The organism is Alkalicella caledoniensis, assembly GCF_014467015.1.
GTDB lineage: Bacteria > Bacillota > Proteinivoracia > Proteinivoracales > Proteinivoracaceae > Alkalicella > Alkalicella caledoniensis.
Window position 1 is genome coordinate 114,195 of record NZ_CP058559.1, and the last position, 18,188, is coordinate 132,382.

At 34.5% G+C, this 18,188-nt stretch carries 19 protein-coding genes; all 19 read right to left on the bottom strand.

What is annotated here, in order from left to right; genetic code table 11:
• Window positions 1–27: 27 nt before the first annotated feature.
• The 19 genes from HYG86_RS00620 to HYG86_RS00710 all read right to left on the bottom strand — a co-directional run bounded on the left by HYG86_RS00620 (window position 28) and on the right by HYG86_RS00710 (window position 18,171).
• Window positions 28–477: an FAD synthase family protein gene (locus HYG86_RS00620; RefSeq protein ID WP_213167051.1), complete on the bottom strand. Its 450-nt coding sequence runs from the start codon at window positions 475–477 to the stop codon at window positions 28–30.
• Between the two features lie 412 nt (window positions 478–889).
• Entirely contained in the window at window positions 890–2,173 is a 1,284-nt protein-coding gene (locus tag HYG86_RS00625) for an IS110 family RNA-guided transposase (protein WP_213167052.1), read from the bottom strand.
• A 137-nt stretch (window positions 2,174–2,310) separates the two neighbouring features.
• A complete protein-coding gene (locus tag HYG86_RS00630; RefSeq protein WP_213167053.1) occupies window positions 2,311–2,751 on the bottom strand; it encodes an HIT family protein in 441 nt (146 codons plus the stop codon).
• A 30-nt stretch (window positions 2,752–2,781) separates the two neighbouring features.
• Complete coding sequence (locus tag HYG86_RS00635) at window positions 2,782–4,008, bottom strand: CDP-glycerol glycerophosphotransferase family protein (protein ID WP_213167054.1); 1,227 nt, start codon at window positions 4,006–4,008, stop codon at window positions 2,782–2,784.
• A complete protein-coding gene (locus tag HYG86_RS00640; RefSeq protein ID WP_213167055.1) occupies window positions 4,001–5,245 on the bottom strand; it encodes an O-antigen ligase family protein in 1,245 nt (414 codons plus the stop codon). Before HYG86_RS00640 ends, HYG86_RS00635 begins: the two co-directional genes overlap by 8 nt.
• A complete protein-coding gene (locus tag HYG86_RS00645) occupies window positions 5,232–6,047 on the bottom strand; it encodes a glycosyltransferase family A protein (protein ID WP_213167056.1) in 816 nt (271 codons plus the stop codon). Before HYG86_RS00645 ends, HYG86_RS00640 begins: the two co-directional genes overlap by 14 nt.
• 61 nt (window positions 6,048–6,108) lie before the next feature.
• Window positions 6,109–6,876, bottom strand: a complete 768-nt coding sequence (locus tag HYG86_RS00650) for a glycosyltransferase family 2 protein (RefSeq protein WP_213167057.1) — start codon at window positions 6,874–6,876, stop codon at window positions 6,109–6,111.
• Window positions 6,873–7,724 carry an NAD-dependent epimerase/dehydratase family protein gene (locus tag HYG86_RS00655; RefSeq protein WP_213167058.1) on the bottom strand — a complete coding sequence of 284 codons (852 nt, stop codon included), beginning with the start codon at window positions 7,722–7,724 and terminating at the stop codon, window positions 6,873–6,875. The genes HYG86_RS00650 and HYG86_RS00655 overlap by 4 nt, the downstream gene beginning before the upstream one ends.
• A gap of 41 nt (window positions 7,725–7,765) precedes the next feature.
• A complete protein-coding gene (locus tag HYG86_RS00660; RefSeq protein WP_213167059.1) occupies window positions 7,766–8,395 on the bottom strand; it encodes a sugar transferase in 630 nt (209 codons plus the stop codon).
• Window positions 8,396–8,676: 281 nt separating this feature from the next.
• Window positions 8,677–8,931, bottom strand: coding sequence for a prepilin-type N-terminal cleavage/methylation domain-containing protein (locus HYG86_RS00665; RefSeq protein WP_213167060.1), 255 nt, complete (start codon window positions 8,929–8,931; stop codon window positions 8,677–8,679).
• Between the two features lie 148 nt (window positions 8,932–9,079).
• A complete protein-coding gene (locus tag HYG86_RS00670; protein ID WP_213167061.1) occupies window positions 9,080–9,565 on the bottom strand; it encodes a COG2426 family protein in 486 nt (161 codons plus the stop codon).
• Between the two features lie 473 nt (window positions 9,566–10,038).
• Window positions 10,039–11,097 (bottom strand): nucleotidyltransferase family protein, encoded by a 1,059-nt coding sequence (locus HYG86_RS00675; RefSeq protein WP_213167062.1) that lies wholly within the window; start codon window positions 11,095–11,097, stop codon window positions 10,039–10,041.
• A gap of 63 nt (window positions 11,098–11,160) precedes the next feature.
• A complete protein-coding gene (locus HYG86_RS00680) occupies window positions 11,161–11,517 on the bottom strand; it encodes a four helix bundle protein (protein WP_213167063.1) in 357 nt (118 codons plus the stop codon).
• A 66-nt stretch (window positions 11,518–11,583) separates the two neighbouring features.
• Window positions 11,584–13,485, bottom strand: coding sequence for a polysaccharide biosynthesis protein (locus HYG86_RS00685; protein ID WP_213167064.1), 1,902 nt, complete (start codon window positions 13,483–13,485; stop codon window positions 11,584–11,586).
• A gap of 298 nt (window positions 13,486–13,783) precedes the next feature.
• Window positions 13,784–14,512, bottom strand: coding sequence for an IS21-like element helper ATPase IstB (gene istB / locus HYG86_RS00690; protein ID WP_213165415.1), 729 nt, complete (start codon window positions 14,510–14,512; stop codon window positions 13,784–13,786).
• Entirely contained in the window at window positions 14,509–16,014 is a 1,506-nt protein-coding gene (gene istA, locus HYG86_RS00695) for an IS21 family transposase (RefSeq protein ID WP_213165414.1), read from the bottom strand. Before istA ends, istB begins: the two co-directional genes overlap by 4 nt.
• 174 nt (window positions 16,015–16,188) lie before the next feature.
• Entirely contained in the window at window positions 16,189–16,350 is a 162-nt protein-coding gene (locus HYG86_RS00700; protein WP_213167065.1) for a hypothetical protein, read from the bottom strand.
• Window positions 16,351–16,676: 326 nt separating this feature from the next.
• Window positions 16,677–17,120, bottom strand: coding sequence for a hypothetical protein (locus tag HYG86_RS00705; protein ID WP_213167066.1), 444 nt, complete (start codon window positions 17,118–17,120; stop codon window positions 16,677–16,679).
• Window positions 17,121–17,685: 565 nt separating this feature from the next.
• Window positions 17,686–18,171, bottom strand: coding sequence for a COG2426 family protein (locus HYG86_RS00710; protein ID WP_213167067.1), 486 nt, complete (start codon window positions 18,169–18,171; stop codon window positions 17,686–17,688).
• Window positions 18,172–18,188: the final 17 nt, after the last annotated feature.

Here is an 18,188-nt window from a genome sequence, read left to right on the forward strand (position 1 = left end):
AAATTTTATTTTTCTCCCCCTTATAATTTATTTAACTCCACTTGAATTATCATCATTTTTCATTATCTTATCCAAAACACTTCTCAACTTTGTTGAAGATGTTCCTTGAGTATAAGGAAAATAAACAATGTCTACTCCTACTTCGCCAAATTGTCGCTCAAATTCATTCCATTTGTCCGTACCCTTCCAGTCACTTCCTACAAACATTACATCAAACTTATACTTATCCCACGCCACCATTTTATCCATACTTTCTTGGGATACGACTTGATCAACAAATTTAATACTTTCTACTATCGCCATCCGTTCTTCATGAGGTATAATAGCTTTTTTATTTTTATATGATACTAATTCATCTGTCGTAACTCCAACAATTAAATACTCACATTGCTCCTTTGCTTTTTTCAATATATTAAGATGTCCAATATGAAACATATCATATACTCCTGTTGTATAGCCTACTTTGTATTTTTTCAAAATTATTCCTCCCTATATAATCTTATTTTTTCTTTCATTTACTCTTGTTTTCTTAGCTTTTTAATTTATTTATTTAACTTTAAAGAAACAGCATCAGATAAAAGGACGGTAATTGGAGCTTAGGCCTGTTTTTTGGGTACAGCAAACAAAACGTCATTAAATTACATTTTATTTCAGCGGTGTATACCCACTTCCTCCATGGTAGCAAACCTCCCATGTCTAACAGGGTCATGCCCTCAATTCCTTCGTTCCGCTTATCCATGTATGGGTGTCTGTATGCTCCTTTACCGAGTCATGCTCTGATGGAAAAATAATTGACTACCTGCTGTTTCTTTATAGTTGTAAGGAAATTGCTCAAATTAGGCGTTATTTCTAACGGACGCTGTCCTAATTCATATGTGGTTGAGCATAGCTAAGCTGCTAGTTGAATGTTAGGTCTTCTGATGTCTGTGATAAGTCGTTGTGCACTATACTCTTCATTCTTTGTTAATATGGCAAATAAGACCCTTATCAGTTTACAGCATATTGCTACTATCGACTGCTTTTTTTTCAGTGGGTTGTGCTTTCTGGTTGTGTAATAGTGATGAATTGAGCTAAATTCTTTGTTTTTTCCTACTAGTGGCATGGCGGCCTGAAACAGTATGGCTCTTAAACGTTTCCTGCCACGCTTGCTAATAGTTGTTTGTCCTTTATGTTTACCTGAGCTGCTTTCTTTAAGTGCAAGGCCAGCCAGTTTCTGAATCTGCTTAGGTGAGTCAAAGCGCCTTATATCACCCACTTCCCCTAGGAAGCTAGAAATCGTGACTAGTCCTATCCCTTTAATCTCAAGTATTTTATCAACACCTGGTATTTCTGCACACAACCTCTCTATCATCTCTAAGATAATCTCATATTGCTTAACTTTATTATGATAGTCTTCAAGTAACATCCTTAGCTCAAGCTTGGCTGCTTCAAGACCTTGTGTGACCCCTACACTACTTTTAGCTGCATTATACAAGCTCGTGGCTCTCTTTATCCCAACAGCTCTTAGTTTGCGTTGACGCCATAACTGGTTAATCCCTTCTGCTCCAAGTTCTACTAGATCTTTTGGCAAAGGACTATTTTCTAGTACTATTAGGCTTGCTGCGCCATCAAAAGCTCCAAACACCTTCTTATATTCTGGAAAATAACACTTTATCCAGCGTTCCATCCTATTTTTAATCATGCTTAATTCTTTTGTAATTCTAATTCTATTAACTGTTGCAATTCGTAGTTCCGCATAAACCCCTTCTGGCATATATGGCTCATTAAACCTTCCTTCTATGACTAGCTTAGCTATTGTTTTAGGATCCTTAGCATCTGTCTTTGATGGATGGTTATCATCAAGCTCTTTACTTCTTTTTACATGAAATGGGTTTACTAAAACCAGTTTAATTTTGTTCTTCTTCAGACTTTCACCTAGGCTAAACCAGTAATGGCCAGTGGGTTCAGCACCAACTAAAATGTCTGTCTTGCTAGCTCTGTTTTTAATTTTTTCTAACCAAGCATAGAACCTGTAAAATCCCTCTTCACTGTTGTGAAATTTAAATACCTTATCTAGTTCTATGCCCCTCCAGTCAAAGGCTCTAGCATAGTGTATTTCACTTGCTATATCGACACCTATGACAATTGTTTCTTCTTTTACTTGATTAATTTTGTTATTTTGGTTAAAATTCATTAGTAGGACCTCCAATAAAATGATTTTATTTCACTGGCCAGTGTTTAATTTCATTTTACTGCGAGGTTTCTTTTTATGCAAAGCTTAAATTTAGTTAATTACAGGAATGCTCCTTTGATATGTTAACCTTTATCATCTTACAAAACTAAATTATCTTTGATATTTCTTATAATATCTTTTGACAAACTTATATCTACTTCGTCCCCTGCTAAACTTGGTATTCCTGGCCAACCTGAATCAACCCATGATTTATTATTAAATTTGACTTCATCTTTATACCTAGGAATAACATGATAATGTACTTGTTTGTCTATCATCATTAGCATTAGGTAATTTATTTTGTCATAGTCAAAAGCATTTTGTAATGTCTGTTCAATTACCTTAATAACATTATAAAGATCTGAAAATTCTTCTTGCTTCAACTCACTAAAATTCCAACACTCTCTTTTTAATGATAATACACCTGCCCCGAGAGTACTCTGAACTGGTCGTAGTGACCAAAGCCAATACTCAGTTTCATAAATTGATAATTCATCCGTTTTGAACTTATGTGTAAAATCCGAAATTACACTACTCATATCCTCACCCCTAAGTATTCTTTAAAATTTTTATGTGATAGTTTTTATTTTTTCAACTAATTGCATTGAGGCAGTTCCATCCTCATACAAATTAATTTCTTTTGAAAATTTATCAAGTTTTCTTTTATAAGTCTCTTCATTAAATAACCTTATATTATATAGCAACTCTTCATCGGTCTTAGAAAAATCAAAAGGTAATTGATCAAAGCTAAAGTACATTTCTCTTTCATTATTTAAATACTCCTCAATATCTTTACCGTGTAAAAAGCATGGTTTACCTGCTATAGCCATGTCGAACATTGAAGATGAGTAATCTGTAATAAGAATATCAATCGCACATAGGAGTTCCTGCATATCATCATAATTCGTTGCATTCAAAACTTTGTCACTATATTCCATGGATTCTGACAAAGAAGATACATTTGGATGTAATCTTACCAGAAAAAACCAATCCTCTCCATGTTTTTCTTCTAGTATTTTAAGTATTTTTTTATATTCTAAAGTATAAGTTTCTGGAGAGTTGTTTCTTCTGAAAGTAGGTGCAAATAGTATTATTTTCGACTTAGAAGCTAGGCCAAAATAATTCATAACCTTTTCTTTTATATCCTTACCATCCTGAAAAAACAAATCACATCTAGGCGTTCCTGTTTTAAGAATTTCACCGTCATACCAAAAAGAATTCCTATATATATTCCAACTGAAGTCGCAGCCAGAAGTTATTAAATCTGTATTTTTGGAGTCCTTTATTGCAGATTTAACATACTCAGAACTTAACGCTAACCCTGCATCTTTCTCAATTTTTTTCAATCTTAATGGGCTATGCCATGTCTGAATATAATATTGTCCTTTTCTTTTAATTGGATAAAATTCTTTTCTACTATTATCAATCCATACTTTAGCTGTTGCCATTTCATACAACGCTTTAATAGATTTATACTTTACAACTCTTATTTCATTCGGAACTTCCGTTTTTCCTATCAAATCACTTTTTAACATCCAGACTAAATCGTAATCTAAGCCTTGCTTTAATATTTCTTCGCATATATATTTCGCATTATCTCCATATCCTTTGCCATAATAGTTTGATATTATAATTTTTTTATTTTCGATAGGTTTAACTAAAAAACACAATGAGCAAATAAGATAAACTTTCTTTAATATAATCCTGGCTATTTTATATGTTTTCCTAGCCATTGTATTAATTACAGGATATTTAATTAGCTGATGTTTTATTTGATTTTTTCTTAATTCATTCATTGAAAATTCCTCCTTCCGAACCTTTAGAAAGGTTTTCTTGTCGATTCCGGTATGTTTCTATGGAATATCTGTATAATAAAAGAACTACAAAATAAAATGCTTCGTTATATAAAATTGATAAGGAATTCATCTGTATAAACATTGCTATAAATGTTATAAAAATAAACTTTGTTTCTTGATTATTTTTCATAATTAAAAATGACTGCTTTATAATCAAAAACCAGAAAATAAAATAAATTGTAATTCCAACTACTCCTGTTTCAACCAAGACTTCTAATAATGAATTATGAACATATACAGCTCTTGAGAAATTTTCTAAGTTGTACTCCCTTATAGAGTTAATTCCTATTCCAAAAATAGGGTTTTCAAGAAAAGTATTAATCGCATTTGACCATATTGTTAATCTTCCACTTCCTCCGTCAACAGAAAAACTACTAAATCTACTAATTATATAGTTGTATGGGTTAATTGTCAGTTTATTCCCTGCAAATATTAAAGTAAATAATGCAAAAATACTAGTAATTAGAACTTTTAATTTTTTCTTAAGTCCTTTAGCTAATATAAAGATTAAAAGCAAACCAAACCCAAGTGCTAAATATGCTCCTCTAGAAAAAGTCAATATTATAGCTGTACTAGTAAGAATAAATCCAATTTTATTCAATTTATTATTTAAATGTGTAATTGTAAAGAAAAAATATAACGTAACATAAAATACAAATATATTTGGATCATGAGAGGCAACACCTGTCAATCTAGGCGTAGATCTATCTATCATTAATCCATAATAGTTGATGTTATTACCCCAGAAGTTCATTCCAGACGCTAAAACTCCCATAAAATAATAAAGTAATGAAGCAACTATTCCTACAAATCCCGATTTGCTGATAATTGTTTCCATTGAGATGATATCAATTTTTCTAATCATAGATCGACCAGTAAAGTAAAAAATTATTATTAACAAATACAAAATAATAAACCTTATGCTCATACCTGGATACCTAAGATTCAGTGCAGTCATTGAATGTACGAAAATAAATACTAACATAAAAATTTCGAAAGTAAACAATCTACTAAAACTAATATGTTTCAAAGTTATTACAATAATAGCTAAAGTTATAATCATAAATGGTTTTAAAGAAAATCCGATATTTATATTGAATCTTCCAAAGTACAAAGAAAGCATAAGTAAAAAAAATAAACCTTGGTATAATTTACTGCTTTTTTTAATAACGTTCATTTAAGTCACCTATATTTCTAATATTATTAAGATATTCTTTTCGTCCAATCATCATCAATTTAAGAGCTCTAAATCTACTAATATCATTCTTAAATAACTTATGTTTTCTCAAGACATATTGAATAATATACACATTCGCTAGCATTCTTGACATTGCTGTAAACTGAGCACCTTTACTAATAAAATAGTCTTTATTATATCCATTGAACCAAGAAGATTCTCCAATGTGCAAGTCTGCAATTTTAACTGGAACATATAGTATATTTAGTCCTTTTTGAAGGCATTGAGTTAAAAATATATTTTCTTCTCCCATCTGAAATCTTGCGCCAGCTCCAAAATTTTCATCAAACTTTATTTTATTACCTATAATACTATCTCTTTTAAATGCTATTTCTACAGATGCAACTTTCATTGATGTCAAGTAGTTTAGTTCTCTGACTTCAACATGGTAATCTTTAAACTTCTCTTCTATACCTTCTACTTGAAATGTAATAATGTCTGCATTCGGATACTTATCGAATTGAGCTTTTACTTTTTCTACATAATCGTCAACATAAATTAAATCATCGTCAGATATCATGCAAATATCTGCTTCAGAACTTTTAATTGCAAGATTACGACTTTTACTTAATCCGCGTTCAGATTTATTTATCCATCTAATCCTGTGTTGACTATGAAGAAACTCAATCTGACTATTATCATTACATTGATTTATAACGACTGCATTAGATTGTATGTTCATTTTATTAATCAAACTATAATCTCTTTGATTCATAGTTGAAACTAAAACCTCTAAATTCATTGATTCACCTTCTATCCAAATAAATTTCACTTGCATGCTACATTTTCTCTTGTATTCCTTTTCAGCTAAATATCCTCTTATACTTTCCTACAGAAGCAAGCACATGCCTCATCATAAAATAAACCGATCCAATAGGGTTAATCCCTACAAATCTAAATACCTTATATGTCATCTTAACTGTCTTCATCTTATTTCCAGATTTTGAGTTTCTAGAAATTCTGTAAATAAGTAACGGTTCATTTACTCCATAGGCAGTAACTCCCAATTTCAAAATTCTTAACCATACAGCATAATCCTCATGCATCTCATCTTTTTCCATTTTTATATTTTCAAAATACTTCTTCTTTACAAGAACTGAAGAACATGATATTACATTCTGATTTCTAAGCTTTTTATATGTTACCTTTTCAGGAACCTCAAATAGTCCCTTAAAGGGGTCTCCTTCTTCATTTATATATGATGATCCAGTGAATAAGAATTCTGCTGATTTCTTCTCTACTACTTCAAATTGCTTCTCTAATTTCGATGGCTCCCACATATCATCACTATCTAAAAAAGCTATCCAATCACCAGATGCAAGTTCTATACCTCTATTTCTTGTTGCGGAAACACCCATGTTCTTTCCATTAGGAAGCGCTTTTATTCTAAAATCTTTTTGACTAAATTCTTCAATAATCTGCGCAGTATTATCTTTAGAGCCATCATCAAGAACTAATAACTCCCAGTTTTTATATGTTTGAGCAAGAACCGAGTTTATTGCTTCAACAACATACTTTTCACAATTATAAGCTGGCATAACTATACTAACTAAAGCTTCATTTTTACTCATTCTCTTGCCCCCTCTGTTTTTATAATAGATTCTTTAAACCCACAAACTCTATAATTACTCTTATATTCAGACATACTCATGTCATACACCAAGTCACCAAATACCTTATTCACCGTACTTATATTCAGTAGCCTTAATAAAGGATTAAATAACTTAGTCATCACTATTCTCTTGCCATGAGCCTCAGCAATCAACCTAACCATCTCGCTTGTGTTTACATATTCAGAATTCTGTGGAAAGAAAAGCCCTCCACTTTTGTTATCAATGAGCTGCTTTACGAACTCTGATAAGTTATCTATGTAGATCATGCTGCGCTTGTTTTCTACCTTTGGAAAAACCGGAGTCTTGAGAGCTAATCCAGCTAGCCTTGGATAGTTCCCTCGACATCCCTTGCCATAGACCATAGGCGGCCTTAAAGTCGCTACAATAAACGAATCATCTTGTAGTTTATTGATAAGCTCTTCTGCTTCAATCTTTGATTTACCATATGCGCTATCTGACTTGAGTGGTGTATTCTTATTAATTACTCCATTCTCAATCCCATACACACTCATTGAACTCAGAAAAATAAACTGCCCTACTCCATCTTGTTTTGCCTTTTGAGCAGTTTCATAAGCCAAATCCCTGTTTACTTTATAGTAAAGATCTTGATTATCAGTTGTTTCTTTAATATGAGCAATCCCAGCCACATGAAACACAACATCATAAACTGAGAAATCTTTCTCTTTCCATGACCCATCTTTCATATCAATCGTATCTACTTTATATTTATCAGGTTCTCTCATGAGCCATTTCTCTAAAGATGTACCTATGTAACTGTTTTTTCCAGTAATTAATACTCTTTTCATCTTGTCACCCCAATAAGCAGATCTACTCCTTAATAAAGGACTTATCTACTCTCTACTTTATCTTTTGTCATCTTAGCAATAACCCCAGTTCCACCTTCGATAACACCCTTGCTTTTAAGAACCGCTGTAAAAGTTCCGATGAAACAAATCAAGTCAAACCAAAGGCTTCTCTTTTGTACGTAATCTCCATCCAACTTTGCCTTAATCTCTATAGGCAACTCATCTCTACCATTAATCTGCGCCCATCCAGTAAGACCAACAGGCACATCATTTGCACCATACTTATCTCTTTCTTCAATCAGATCATACTGATTCCAAAGGGCAGGCCGAGGACCTATTATACTCATCTCGCCTTTGAAGATATTGATGATTTGAGGTAATTCATCAAGGCTTGTCTTTCTTAAGAACTTACCTACCTTAGTAATCCACTGATCCGGATTATCTAAAAGATGAGTAGGCATATCTGATGGAGTATCAATTCTCATTGTTCTAAACTTCAATATATGGAAATGACTCTTATGGATCCCTACACGCTTCTGTTTGAAAAGCACTGGACCTTTTGAGTCAAGTTTGATTGCAATTATAAGTAATAAAAAAACAGGAGCTAAAATGATTAGTCCTAAACCCGAAAGTATGATATCTATTAATCTTTTAATCTTTAAGTAAACCATGATATTTCCCCCTGCTTCGGTTATGTATGTTTCAAGTGCATCAGAGCACTTTTTTTCCAATTTTTGTATAATTTCTATTGAAAATCTAGATATTGTATATGAAATGTATTTTTAGTTCCGTTTTATGCTATATATTGTGTTTATCCTTTCATGATACTCACGTCGGTATAAACATCCAATTACAACCAAGGCACTTCATCTGATGGCCCCTCTTCTCCATCTTGCTTACTATCAGGTTGATGTAAGCTACACTTAGCCTGGCCCTCTTCATAAGTAATTGCTCACCCTGCTGGGCATACCTGATTAAAGTTCTCAATAAGAAATTGTTCGAAATCACTTTGGTTGTCCATATCATTCTCTAGTAGAAAAGCGTTGTACATCTTTTCTACTGTTTTTCTATTAGCAGTACAAAACCTTTCTTCTGCAAGCCTTTTATAACCAGTTAATCTTGGTATAGCTATTGCTACAATGATAGCAAGTATTGCTATCACAATAAGTAACTCTACCAAAGTAAAACCTTCAGAGTTTTTATCCATTGTTTTCACCCTCCCGAGCTAGTAACTTAAAAAAAGTTTGTTAGGAGCTAAGTTGGTTAGTTGGTTAGGAAAACATAGAGGAACGATTGTGTAACGTTACAGGCACAATAGAGGAACGAGTAGAACTGCTGTTTAAGTGAAAAGATGCTTACTGGCTCAAGAAGTTAAGCCCTATGAAAGCACCATAGGATATCGTCAGAACAATTATCCCAGCAATTAAGTTACCTATAAAGATCGCAGGAATAGCTCTTTTTATTCTTAAGTCTAGCAGAGCTGCTGCTAAACTTCCTGACCATACACCTGTGCCAGGAAGTGGTATTGCCACTATTATGATCAAACCCCAAAAACCATATTTTTGGATCTTAGCTTTATTTTTTATAGTGGTATTAGTCAACTTATGAATAGCCTTTCTTAGGATGTTCCTTGCGTGCATAAAATTAAGTATAGGTCTAATCATCAAAAGAATAAAGGGTACTGGGATTACCCCTCCAAATATACCTAGTAGAGTAGCATGTATTGGATGCATACCCTGGGATACTCCAAATGGTATTGCGCCTCGTAGCTCTATGATTGGTAGTGCAGAAATAAATAGTACTTTAAATTCTAATGTTATAAATTCGATTAACCAAGTCATTGCTAATCCCCTATCTTCATCATCTTTTCATTCATTCAACAAAACAGGAACACCGACTTAACAGCATTCCTGATAATTGCTGCGTATTTTTATCCAATTACTGTCCGTTTTGTTGGAACGCAGTTTGCAGTTCGCAGTTCGCTTTACGCCAATACAAAACAATTAAATTCTTCGTTTTTCTTCTAACGGTTAAATTCCATCTACTAAACACATTTCAAAAACCTAAACTCGTGCAACAAAATTGCTACCTTTTAAGAACCTATAGACACCAGTGCTTTTCAGCTTCGCTCTAATTTCGTACTATCGGTTATACCGTTCAAGTACTGGTACTAATAGGTTCCTAACCCTCTATAAATTCGAATAAGAATTCAACATTCTACGTTCTTTTGTTGGTCAGTTGGTTTGTTGGTTAGTTGGACAGGAGTTCAAGGCATCAAATTCTTTTCCTGTCCAACTAACCAACTAACTAACTACTATTCTACTATCCTTAATTCCTCAAAACATGCCTTATTCACTAGTGTCCTATTCTCACAAACCATGAAGGCTTTTATTCTTTGTTTTTTTCCTACTATGCTGTCGGAGATTTCTGCGTTGTCGCCTACGTAGGCATCTTCTAGTAGGATACTTCTTTTTATTACTGCGTTTTTCCCTACTATTGATCCACTGCCTAGTACTGATGGGCCATAGATTTTTGCGCCTTTTTCTATGATGCATTTTTCGCCTATGAATACAGGACCTATGATTTCTGTTTCTGGGTCTATGTCAGCTCTACGGCCTAGCCAGATACAGTTTTCAAATTTTTTGCCAGGCATGTCTACTTTGACGATTCCTGCAAGGATGTCGAATTGCACACTTTTGTAAACATCTAAGTTACCTACGTCACACCAGTAAGCTTGTGTTTCATAGCCATACATGGCTTGTCCCTTTGTAAGTAAGTCTGGGAAAACCTCTTTACCGAAGTCGTAGAAGGTGTCAGCAGGAATATATTTGAATATTTCTGGTTCAAAGATGTAGATTCCTGTGTTTGCTTTTGTACTTATGGGTGCTACGTCTTTTGGTTTTTCTTGGAACTGGGTGATTCTACCTTCTTCGTTAAGGAGCACTACACCGAATTCTCTTGGGTCATGTACGTTTTTAAGAGCTAGCGAGGCTATGCCTCCCTTTTCTTTGTGGAAGTTGTAGAATTCCGTTAGGTTTATGTCAGTAAGTGCATCACCACTTATGATAAGGACAGGCTCATTGCCGAAGAAGTCTTGTACCTTTTTGAGGCCACCTGCTGTACCCATAAGTTCTTTTTCTAGTGAGTAGTTTATGTTGAGGTCGTAGGCGCAACCGTCCCCGAAGTGGTTCATGATTAGTTCAGGTTTGTAGTATAGGTTGATCATTATGTCGCGGACTCCGTGCGCTTTCAGGAGTAGGACAGTGTGTTCTATGCATGGGCGGCCGCCTAGTTGGACCATTGGTTTACTTACTTCGTCGGTGAGCGGGCGTAGTCTGGTTCCTAGGCCTGCGGCTAGTATCATTGCTTTCATGTGTGAATCGCTCCTTTCGTTTGGAGAGTGGTCAGCAGTCGGCAGTCAGCAGTCAGGAAAAAATTAAAGTTCCTGTTTTTTTATAAAACCACCAAGCAACCTACCCACTTCATCCATCATCTTATATGTTTCGTTGTACTTATTTTGATCTATGTATTTTAAGTCTTTGGCTAATAGCAGTTGGTACTTTACTTCCTCTAATGACCCCCTGGCTATTAATAGAAATCTTTTTAGTTCTTTGTTTGTTCCTCTAGCTTTACCTTCTATAATATTACTAGGTATTGACATCGCAGCTCTTCTCATTTGGGATGTAAGTCCAAATAATTCATCTTTAGGAAATTCTTTTGTCAATTCATATATCTCTAATACTAAGCTGTGTGCTTTCTGCCATACGATTAGATTTCTAGGGTCTAAGCTCATGACATTACCACCTTATTCGATTTATTTTTTGACTTTCCTGACTGCTGACTGCTGACTCCTAATAACCTACACTACCCGCCTATACGTCGTCACTATCTTTTCCATTGTTTGGCGGATTTGTTCGTTTTCGTCGGTTTGGATTATTGCTTGCAGTGCGTCCAATTTTTGTTGGAGTTCTTTTTTGCTTATTGGGATTGGTTGGCCTATGTGGATTTTGGAGTGTTCTGTTTGGATTAGGCCTTCTTCTGCCATTAGGAGTTCTTCGTAGAGTTTTTCTCCTGGTCTTAGGCCGGAGAATTCTATTTTTATGTCTGTTTCTGGTTCTAGGCCTGATAGTTTTATTAGGTCTGTGGCTAGGTCTACTATTTTTACTGGTTCTCCCATGTCTAGGACAAAGATTTCTCCTCCTTTTGCCATGGCTCCTGATTGAATGACTAGCTGTACTGCTTCTGGTATGGTCATGAAGTATCTATTTATTTCTGGGTGGGTTACTGTTATTGGTCCACCTTCAGCTATTTGTTGTTTAAATAGAGGAATAACACTGCCGTTACTGCCTAGTACGTTGCCGAATCGAACTGCTACGAACTCTGTTTTGGACTGCTTGTCCATGGTTTGTATGATCATTTCAGCAAGGCGTTTTGTTGCTCCCATGATATTTGTTGGGTTTACTGCTTTGTCTGTGGAGATTAGTACAAATCTTTTTGAGCCAAATTTGTCGGCGCATTCTGCAACGTTTAGTGTACCGAAAACGTTGTTTTTGATAGCTTCTGTAGGACTTTTCTCCATTAGTGGTACATGTTTATGTGCTGCTGCATGGAATACAATTGTTGGTCTGTACTTGGCAAATAGTGATTCTAGTCTTGCTCTATCTCTTACAGATGCTACTATTACTTCAAGGTTTAGGTTCCCTAAATGTTTTCTTATTAGTTCTTGTTGTACTTCGTATGCACCGTTTTCAGATATGTCTAGGAGGATTAGTTGTTTTGGGCTGAATCTTAGGATTTGCCTGCATAGTTCGGATCCTATGGATCCTCCTCCACCTGTTACTAGTACTACTTGGTCTTGAATATAGCCGGTGATTTCTTTCATGTCTACGCTTACTGGATCTCGACCTAAAAGGTCTTCTATTTGCACGTCTCTAATATAGCTTATATCAACTTTGCCATCTACTATATCGTAGAGGCCAGGTAATGTTCTAACTTTGCATTTTGTTTGTTTACATATATTAAGGATTTCTTTTGTTTCTTTTCCTTGGGCTGAGGGCAATGCGACAATTATCTCATCTACCTTTAATTCATGGGCTTTTTTTACAATGTCTTTCCTTGTACCTACAACAGGCACTCCATGAATTCTACATCCTACCTTGCAGATGTTGTCGTCTATTACTGCAACAGGATTTTTATTGATTTCTTTTGCAGAAAATAATTCATTTAGTATTACTGCTCCTGCTTTCCCTCCACCAATAACCATTACTCTACTTCGATGTAACTCTTCACACCTTATTCCCATTATCGTTCTACGTACAATTCTATAAGAAAATCTTACTCCACCTATTAAAATAGTACTTACTGTGAAAAAAATTAGAGATGTTGTTAGTGTGTCAATTTCTCTAATTAAAGATAGTGTTAGAACTACAATTACAGTACTTACAGCGCAAGCTTTTATAACGTATAAAAGCTCTTGTATACTTGCATACCTCCATAAACTTGAGTATAAATTACTTGTAGCAAAAGCTATAATTATTAGCGTTGTAATGATAAATGTATGAGTCCAATAAATTTTTAAGTAAAGGAAAGATGCAGAGCTGCCATACTTTAAAAAAAGTGATAAAAAAAATGACAAATTTATTAACAAAATGTCAATCAATATTAAAATTAACTTTCTTTGATGAAAGTTAATTTTATCAGTGAAGGTTATTAAGCCTCTAATATGAAATTTTAATGGATTTCCTTGCGATTGTAGTTCCATGTTTTCCCCCTATACCAGTTTCACCCTTAGAAACTAACATTTTATTTGAATTTTATTTGAGCAAATATTAATAAACTGTTAATATTTATATTTTAGTACCTAAGTCCCTATTTTGTAAGGATAAACTTTCGACCTCATTCGACAATATCTATTATGATAATACATTTTATATCTTTAATTTAATTAATTTTCACGTGTCCATGTATTTTATAATAAGGGATTCGACTGTTTTTGGCAAGTAGAAATTTGATAATTTGGCAATTAAAAATATGATAATCCCTAATTCCATTTATGTAAATTATTGGTTGTTTCTTAATATAGAGTTCTCAACTCTATGACTTGGTCCTTCAAATATTAGTAAGTGACTGTAGTGTACCAACCGATCAACAATTGCACTTGTTAGCCTGTCATTATAAAATATATTATTCCATTTGCTGAACTCAAGGTTTGTAGTTAAAATGATACTTCTTTTTTCATAACACTCGGATATTACATTAAAGAGCAGTTGTGCTCCATCTGTATCTAGAGGAATATATCCCCACTCATCGCAAATAATAAGGTCCATCTTCTTTAATTTCCGCATTAACTTGGTTAGACTGCCATTTTCTTTAGCGTCAATCAGCTCATTTACAAGGGTTGCAGTCCTGTAAAACTTAACTTTTTTGCCATTATTACAAGCCTCAATGCCAATGGAAGTTGCCAGATGAGTTTTTCCTAGACCCACCCCGCCATATAAAATTAGATTCTCTTTTCTATCGATAAAAGCCCCACTTTTTATGTCTTCAATAGATGTACTCTTAGGGATACTAACTTTTTTAAATTCATAAGTCTCAAATGTCTTGAGCATATCAAAGGTCGCGGCCTTGATCGCTCTATTTTTTTTTACTACTTCACGGCATTCATATTCAACTTCCAGTATCTTAAGTAAAAATTCTTCATGTGTTTCAGCTTTTATGTCTTCATAGTGCTTGACTATGTGGTTACCTAGTCTGAGCAGCCTACAGTATTCGGCTATAGATGATTTCATTTGCTGCCACCACCCATCAATCCGTCATAAACGTCTAAATCTGTTGTGTATCCCTTTAATTGTGGCACAAAATCAGGGAGCTCCATATCAGGCATTTCTAAAACTCCATTTACTACCCTATGATACAACCCTATCAAGCTGTCAGAATCTCTACAGTTAGCTTCAATGGCCGAACTAAAAACGTTTGCAGCTTCCTCTATAGAAATATTTTGTAACATTAGATTCAGGGCTTTTAATCCCTGCTTGCGCTCTTCTAAGTTACATGTATCAAAGTAACAACGCATCTCATCTGGTATAGATGAATAGAAGCTTGTATACTTTAAAGCAAAAGGCTTTCTAGACATTAAATCAATATATGTTATCCATTGCATAGAGTCTAGCTGGTCACCATATAGTCGATTATGCCTTACTACCTCTTTGTAATCGTTATTCAGTATTATTACTTCCAAATCAGTGACCTTGGCCCAAACTTGCTGCTGGCAGTATGCTGGAGAAGTAGAATATGTATATTTACCATCAAGCCTTATTTTCCCATACTTATCTGCCTTTAGCTTTACTAGTTTTGAAGTTTCAAATGGGACAACTGGTAAGGGCCTAGATGCAGCTATATCTTTTTCGAATAGATAAGATATTTTAGCTTTCTTTACATAGTGGTCTCTATCCATATCTTCTAAACACTCTTGTAGAAGGTCTTTATTATATTCTTTAAGCTCCCGGAATTCTGGCACCGGCACGAAAAGGTTTCTTCTTGAGTAACCAACTTTGTTTTCAACATGCCCTTTCTCATTCCCCTTAGAAGGGTTACAAAAGTTATGTTCAAATCCATAATGAAGAGCAAATCTCTCAAAACGCTCAGTTAAATCTCTCTCGTGACTCTTTTTGATTTTCTTTACAGCAGTGCTCATGTTATCAAACCATATTTCTTTCGGTACTGTGCCAGTAAACTCAAACATGCTTTTAAGAGCTGTAAGTAAGCACTCTAAATTTTCACCCTTACATAGCTGCACCAATGCACCATTTGAGTTAGGGTAAGATAAGACAAGCTCAGACCCCTCATAGGTAATACCGTTTTCTACAAAGGTTACTTTGCCAAAATCTACTTGGGCCTCTCCAGGAGCGTGTTCTAGGGGCAAGTAACAGTCAACAATTTCTCGTTGAAGCTCAGCCTTTCTCTTTGCTACATAAGATCTAATGGTTCTATCAGACATATCATAATCGTTCTTGAAAACCTTCTGAAGCCTTTCGTGGATTCTCTTAGCAGTATGCCTTTGCTTTCGTGGGGCATTTAGATCATCTTCTAACCATTTATCAATTGTTGGCTTAAACTTATCTAAACGGGATTCCCTAGTCTTCTTGGTTTTCTTAATGTTGAAATCCTGGCACTCAACATACTTATTTACGGTTTCCCACGCATGGCCCTTTTCTTTAGCAACACTATTGATACTTCGACCTTTATTAATTACTTCTCTTCTGATATACTTAATTCTGTCCATTGTTAACATCCTTTCATTACCTCCCATTAGCTTCGACACTAATAGGGTACTGTAATTAGGGATTGTTAGCAATGGTTTTTTTATTTCCAGCTATACCTTATCAGATTTTACACTGCCGTTTTCTCACTTTTAATTATGCCATAGACAACAATCCTAAGAAAAAGGATTTAACTTCTTCAGTTACTATGTCCGACTCTCTTTCATATGCTTTCTGGACTCTGGGTGAGAAGAGCCGTCATAGTACTTTTTAACAGTTGGTCTTGAAATTCCTAATCTTTTTGTAATGGATCTATGAGATTTTCCTCTAAGAGCACCCATTCTAATTATATCCACTTCTATTTTCACACCCTCACCTCCCGCAAAATATATAGCTATATTTTACAGGATTATTTGATAGGTGGTAAACAAATTCAGTAGCATTATGCACCTAGGTGGTATACTTTTATACTAGCATTTATAACCGACTTTACAGTGAAGTAGAATGATCAAAAAATCCTCTGTGTAGAGGATTTTTATCTGAAGAATTACTTTTATAGGTAATACTTCTTTATATGTTACTTAAAACTATCACATATGTGCGTGAATTGCACAATTGCAGGCTGACCCCATCGCTTCTTATATAACCATATTTCCCCGTTTAAACCCATAACATAAAAACAAATACTAAAACATTATTTCAACAAATCTATTACTTCTGAAAATCTATAAGGTTCCAAAGCATCTTTTGCCTTATAGGAAAAATTAATACCCCATTCGGGTAAAGAAACTTGGTCCTCTCTAGGATAATCCTTACCTATAAATGGATAAATATCTTTTCCCCATTTTGTGGCAGGTATTAGATACAGAATTCTTTCAGATTCATTTTGCGGTATATATGCAAACGCCATAAATAGGTCATCATCATCAATATCAAAATTCTTCTTTTTTACATTTACATAGCTACCCATTCTTGATACAGCTTTTACCTTTACTTTTATAATTCTTCCTAAAGTAGATAAAGCTAAAAAATTAATTTCACCCGTTGGTCGAGGAGATTCCTCGACAGTAAACCCATTTAACTCAAATTCCTTTTCAAAAAAATCAACTGCCACCGTATTTACCTCTATTCTACTCATTTGGTCCCCTCCTACATTATTGTTTTGAAAAACTCGTAAACCTCGAGATGCTCTCATCCCCCCAACATTTGCTTAGGATGAACTTCCAGCAAAATTCAACCTAATAAAACCTAAGTTAAGTGTATAGCCAGTTAGTCTGTTCGATTTTATTAAACCTTTCACACCTTTATGTGTCATAAGGCATCCCTCCTTAATAAGTTTTGCTGGTTTGTTGCGCTCATCCATTGGACCTTGAGGGAAGTCCATCCTAAGCAAATGATATCTCTAAAGAATCTGGGTTAGGTCTTCTTTATCATACATTTATACAAATGGGGAATAGAAGTTTACCTAATTCCTTTTAATAATCAGCAAGTAAGACACAAATATGAACCCCTTACTACGTTTAATCTTAAATCATTATTCAACACAGATCCTAAAATACCTGCTTAAATTTTAAAAATCCTCACATAGAGGATTTTTTAATGAGGTATGATCTGACTTCCTACAGGTTTACCTGCATCCTGCTATTACTCACACAGATGGAAGAATTGCAAATTGCACTCCTGCCCCGAAACTCCACCATGGTTTACTGAGTTAGGATATTAATACCGATAGAAGCTCCGTACGAAATAGTTAAAACAATTAAACCTGCAATCAGGTTACCAATAAAAATTGCAGGTATTGCTCTCTTTATTCTTAAGTCCAAAAGAGCTGCTGCTAAACTACCTGACCATACACCTGTTCCAGGTAGTGGAATAGCTACAATAAGAATTAATCCCCAAAAACCATACTTTTGAATCTTTTTTTTGTTTTTAATTGTCGTGTAAGTTAGTTTATAAATAGCTTTACGCATAATATTTCTTGCATGTAAAAAGTCTAAAACAGGCCTGATCATAAGAAGAATAAAAGGAACAGGTAATACTCCACCTACTATGCCTAATAAAGTAGCATGGATAGGTGACATGCTTTGTGAAACTCCAAAGGGAATAGCACCCCTTAGTTCAATAATTGGTAGTGCTGAAATAAATAGTACTTTAAACTCTAATGTTAGAAATTCAATTAGCCAGCTCATTAGCTCCCCTATTTTGC